At 33.7% G+C, this 5,145-nt stretch carries 5 protein-coding genes; 4 read left to right on the top strand and 1 reads right to left on the bottom strand.

Annotation, left to right across the window (positions count from 1 at the left end; translation table 11 throughout):
- Positions 1-328 precede the first annotated feature (328 nt).
- The 3 genes from Q8L85_03680 to Q8L85_03690 all read left to right on the top strand — a co-directional run bounded on the left by Q8L85_03680 (position 329) and on the right by Q8L85_03690 (position 2,644).
- Positions 329-880, top strand: a complete 552-nt coding sequence (locus Q8L85_03680; protein ID MDP1723780.1) for a hypothetical protein — start codon at positions 329-331, stop codon at positions 878-880.
- 390 nt (positions 881-1,270) lie between these two features.
- The gene (locus Q8L85_03685) at positions 1,271-1,840 is read left to right on the top strand and encodes a hypothetical protein (GenBank protein MDP1723781.1); all 570 of its coding nucleotides are present in this window, start codon (positions 1,271-1,273) and stop codon (positions 1,838-1,840) included.
- A gap of 399 nt (positions 1,841-2,239) precedes the next feature.
- Positions 2,240-2,644, top strand: coding sequence for a hypothetical protein (locus Q8L85_03690; GenBank protein MDP1723782.1), 405 nt, complete (start codon positions 2,240-2,242; stop codon positions 2,642-2,644).
- Positions 2,645-2,810: 166 nt separating this feature from the next.
- Here Q8L85_03690 and thrS read toward each other — a convergent pair whose 3' ends face one another.
- The gene (gene thrS / locus Q8L85_03695; GenBank protein MDP1723783.1) at positions 2,811-4,640 is read right to left on the bottom strand and encodes a threonine--tRNA ligase; all 1,830 of its coding nucleotides are present in this window, start codon (positions 4,638-4,640) and stop codon (positions 2,811-2,813) included.
- A gap of 300 nt (positions 4,641-4,940) precedes the next feature.
- Between thrS and Q8L85_03700 the strand changes: the two genes are divergently transcribed.
- On the top strand, positions 4,941-5,145 hold a 205-nt coding region (locus tag Q8L85_03700), incomplete at its 3' end, for an IS110 family transposase (protein ID MDP1723784.1).

Genomic DNA, 5,145 nt, shown 5'->3' on the forward strand with positions numbered 1-5,145 from the left:
GAAGTGATTATTTATTGCTTGATCTAAGGTATTCATTTTTATCATTGTACAGCTCCTTTTTTTGTATCTTGTCTGTACTATGTTTTCTTATAAAAAATCAATACCTTAGATCAAATTAAAAAAGTGTCGTGTACTATGAAAATTTGCACTTTACACCATCATTCTTTTTTCGTATGCGAATCTCACTTTTGCGGGTAGCTATACGTATGAAGCATTTAAAGCAGGAAATCTTCAAAGAGTATTATTTCCAGTAGAAAATCCTGAAATCGAAGCGGTAAATCCTGAAGCCGAAGCAAGAAACCATGCAATTGAAGAAGAAAACATTGCAATGGCTATTGAAGAAGAAAATAATGCAGCTGAAGCAGAAAATCATATGATTGAAGCGGAAAATCCTGCGGTTATAGAGGAAAATCATGCAATTGCTTTTAACCATAACATTATAAACAATGCTGCAGATTATTTAAATAATATACGTAATATTACAAGATTTCACTACCCACAACATTTTAACACGTTAGAATCAATAAATATTATGTTGGACAATAAAGTAGAAACACTTTTACGTAACAGAGTTTTTATAAATCATAATAATAGTTTTTTTAAAGCTTTTATTGATATAGTTCTTGAGGTAAATAATATTGCAAGGAATTATATAATCGCATCACCTGCACTAGAATTTGATTTAAATAATTTAATCAAAAGAAATAATAAATTCATAGATGCAATGTTACGCGCTCCGCTTTCATTTGGATGTATTGGCAATGATCACATTATGCGATCACTTATATCCAGAATAAAAGGAAAAGTAAATGCTCAACGTAATCCAATCCAACGTAATCGGGTGCAACGTAGCCATTTAATACTCTTTCCAATCAACTAAATCATACCTTTGTCGATTAAAAATATACGAACAAGCTATAACAAGGCGTATTTTTAATTCGTTACCTCTCCTCCCGCGGCAACCCCGCGGGATCCAAAAGATAATTTAATTAAAGCAAAAAAACTTTTAACAACTTGATATAAAAAGATATTTTAATTTTAACATAGAATTAACTAATATAATTGAAAAACAAAAACAATTTAACCTATTGATAAATAAAAGTAATATTATTTAATCTAATTTAAATAAATTTCATAGATCAATAAAAGTATTTTTTATATAATTAACATACACTTAATAAAAACTATATTTTTTTATCGAATTTTTTCAGAGATTTATTAAAAAAATGAATTGCAATGTAGGTCAGTTTATATTATTAAGTAAGCGTATATGACTAATAATCATATTGATATTCATTCAACACAAGGTAAAAAAATGTTCAAAAAATTTGCGCTTTTCACCATTATGCTTTTCTCCTATACAAATCCTATCATTGCTGAGGATATGCAAGAAAATAGGGAACATATTAATATAGAAATTGAAGATGAAGGCGAAGAGCTTTCACTAGATGTAATGGAAAGCATTATTACGCAATTCACAGGATATCTAGAAGCTAAATTCGATCAACGTCACACAACCACTTTCAGTGAAGTACTGGATTTTTTTCAAGACGAAACAGAAAACCATGCTCATAGATATTTGCTCCATTTCTATATAAATGGTTTAGAAATCGATGAAAATTATGGTGAAGTTGAAGCTATTATTGAATTAGGTTTAAAAGCTGTAGAAATAGCTCAAGATAATATAGACAGACGCCCAGAAACCAAAGCAGCGCTAGAAGACTTTATTAAAAGAAATATAGAATTTCTTCAAAAACTTATTGATGATTTTGCACAAAGAAGAAGCCACGTAACTTCTTTTGCTGCTCTACAACAAAAATTACAACAATTACAACAATAATACTTTTTTATCTTTCGGGGGGCATACCCCTGAAAGATTCTTTAACTTCAATATAAAATGCATATCGCTTGATTCGTAATATCAAAATAAACATCAAGCCTTTGATATAAAACAATATAAAAACTAAATTTTAAGCTTTAAACATAAAAAATTATGTAACTTATTGTTTAATTAGAAAAATTTTCAATCTGAGCAAATATTAAAAATTATATATTAAAACATTCACAAAAATGCTCAAAATTTTTTTCATAATTAACATATATTTAACCTATTAAAACTTTACTTTATATTATTTACTATTGTATTTACTTGAAAAATGAATTACAAACCATCATTATACATGCTACTAAGTAAGTATATATGTCCTATAGAATTAAGTAAATCAAACGAGGTAAACCAATGTTCAAAAAATTAGCCATTTACACCATTATTCTTTTTTCATATGTAAGCCCATCTTTTTCACTTACAGATGAAGAAATAGCTGCGGCTGACAGCGCTGCATATAAATTTATTGAAAACTTAGAAACAACGCTTGCCCCAGAACACGCTTGGACATTAGCACAAATGCTTGATTTTTTTAGCGATGAAGATAGAAATGATGCTCATCTAATTATGTCAAATTTTTATTTGAGTGCCTTAGAAAGTGGCGCACCATGCAATTTCAATGAAGCTTTTGTTAAATTAGCATTAGCAGCCTCTAAAATGGCACAAGATAATATTAATAGAAGACCTTGCACTAAAACTGCTTTAACCCAATTTATTGCAGATAATAATCAACTTGTTCAGTTTATTTCAACCAAATAATCTTATATTTTTTCTTTCAGGGTGCATCTACCCTGAAAGGTACTCTCGCTTTTAAATTTACGATAACTTATAAGCAATTCGTTAATTTGAATACTTATTTGAAAATTCAAATAAAATCCTACCCCTCTCTACTTCCCGCGGCAAGTCCCGTGGGATCCAAAAAAAATTAAACTAACGCAAAACTAATTGATCTCCCTCTAATTTCCTCGACCAAAATCTTTCCAAATGAAAGCACATCAATATCCGATATTTGCTGCCCATCGCGCCTACGAATACTTATTTTACCGCTTTCAATTTCCTTATCTCCAAGGATAATCATATATGGAATCTTGGCACATTGCGCATTAGCAATTTTGCGTTGCATACGTTCGTCACTATCATCAATATCGACGCGTATTTTTCCATTGGCTGATTGAATATCAAAAGCCTGCAACATTTTCAAAACCTCATGCGCTCGATCCTTATGGCGATCTGCAATCGGCATAATCCGAACCTGTATGGGCGCAAGCCATGTTGGAAAATTACCTGCATAATGCTCTAAAAGAAAAGCTACAAAACGCTCATGTGAGCCCAAAGGCGCGCGATGAATGACATAAACAGGATGTTTCAAACCATCGCTTCCAATATAATGTAAATCAAAGCGTTTGCTCGCCATAAAATCCAGTTGATTCGTTGAAATGGCATAAGAAACACCAATCACACTTTTAATCATAAAATCAACTTTAGGACCATAAAAAGCCGCTTCCCCCGCCACTTCTTCATAAGGCAAACCCGATTCATTCATAGCGTCGCGGATGATTGCAATTGTCGCATTCCATTCTTCGGGATCATTCACATATTTATCCGATCCATCTAAATCAGGTAACGATAACCGCATGTGATAATCCTTAATACCCAACAAATCATAGTAACGCGCATGAAGTTGCATTACTTTTAAGAATTCTTCCTTGGCTTGCTCATATGTACAATAAATATGTGCATCATTCTGACAAAAGCCGCGTGTCCGCATAAGCCCCGAAAGCCCGCCACTTGCTTCATACCGAAAAACAGATCCATATTCTGCGATACGTAACGGTAATTCTCGATAAGAACGCGGTCTTGCTAAATAAATTTGGTGATGATGTGGGCAATTCATCGGCCGTAAATAATAAATTTCCTCTTCAATTTGAATCGGCGCATACATATCCTCATGATAATGCGCTAAATGTCCTGATTTTTCATAAAGTTTTTCTTTACCAATAATGGGCGTTATAACAGGCAAATAGCCTTCTCGATTTTCTTCGTGTCGTGCTAAATGCTCTAATTCTTGACGAATAATTGCGCCATTGGGCAACCACAAAGGTAACCCTTGACCGATATCCTCGCTAAACCTAAAAATCTCTAGCTGCTCGCCCAAATGTCGATGATCTCGCTTTTTCGCTTCCTCTTTTTGCCACAACCGATGGTCTAGCTCTTTCTGCGACGAAAAACAAAGACCATAAATACGCTGTAATTGAGGATTTTTTGAATCACCCCGCCAATAAGCGCCCGCGATATTAATTAATTTAAAAACACCAATATCAGAAGTTGCTTCAACATGCGGCCCTTTGCATAAATCTATAAATTGACCAAGCTTGTACACAGAAACGACATCAATGCCAGAAGCACACTTTTCTTCGCTTGCATTAACAGATGTAGACCCTTTTTCCTTAAGCAATTTTAAAAGCTCAACCTTATAAGGTTGATGATGATCCTCCATATAGGCAATCGCTTGATCAATCGGCCATTCAGTGCGTTCAAACATCATATTTTTTTGTTGCAATTCAAGCATTTTATCTTGAATCAATACAAGATCAGCCTCTTTTAAGGGAACATCAAGATCAACATCATAATAAAAACCATCTTCTGTAACGGGCCCTACCCCAAAACGAGCCTCTGGCCACAAAACATGAATGGAAGCGGCCAATAAATGAGCGGAAGAATGTCTTTGGATTTCGACTGGTATTAAGTCTTTCATAACAACTCCTTATTATATTAATGCGAACTCGAAAGTAAAATTATTAAAAATCAAAAGATTCGTCATTGCGAGTTTCCTACCACCTAAAAGGGTCGGACTTAAAAGGAATGACCAAATTCGCAAACGTGTGTATAAAAAGGTTGTGCGACCTGGAGGCCGTCGAAGCATTGGTGTTTGAAGAACCCTGGTCCGCAGAAAGTAGCGAATTTATCAATGGTGGAGCAAGCTACCCCGATTAGAAGAATGCGCTATATTAGCTTTCTGTAGGACGCACTTGATATTAAGTGGAGTCCAATATAGATGATAAAACCAAAGAATTCAAAAGAAAAAACAATTCAACCCTTACAACAGATTAATGCATTAGTCGCTGGCGTAGACATAGGCTCAACCTCTCATTTTATTGCAATATCCCCATCACTTGACGAACAAAATGTACGTGAAGTAAAGGTTTTTACACGTAATTTGAAAGAAGCTGCTCAATGGTTAAAGTCAAAAAACATTCAAA

The organism is Alphaproteobacteria bacterium, assembly GCA_030680745.1.
Lineage (GTDB): Bacteria > Pseudomonadota > Alphaproteobacteria > JAUXUR01 > JAUXUR01 > JAUXUR01.

Coding starts and splice junctions, on each gene's coding strand:
- thrS (MDP1723783.1), bottom strand. CDS start 4,640: ATGAAAGACTTAATACCAGTCGAAATCCAAAGACATTCTTCCGCTCAT.
- Q8L85_03680 (MDP1723780.1), top strand. CDS start 329: ATGGCTATTGAAGAAGAAAATAATGCAGCTGAAGCAGAAAATCATATG.
- Q8L85_03685 (MDP1723781.1), top strand. CDS start 1,271: ATGACTAATAATCATATTGATATTCATTCAACACAAGGTAAAAAAATG.
- Q8L85_03690 (MDP1723782.1), top strand. CDS start 2,240: ATGTTCAAAAAATTAGCCATTTACACCATTATTCTTTTTTCATATGTA.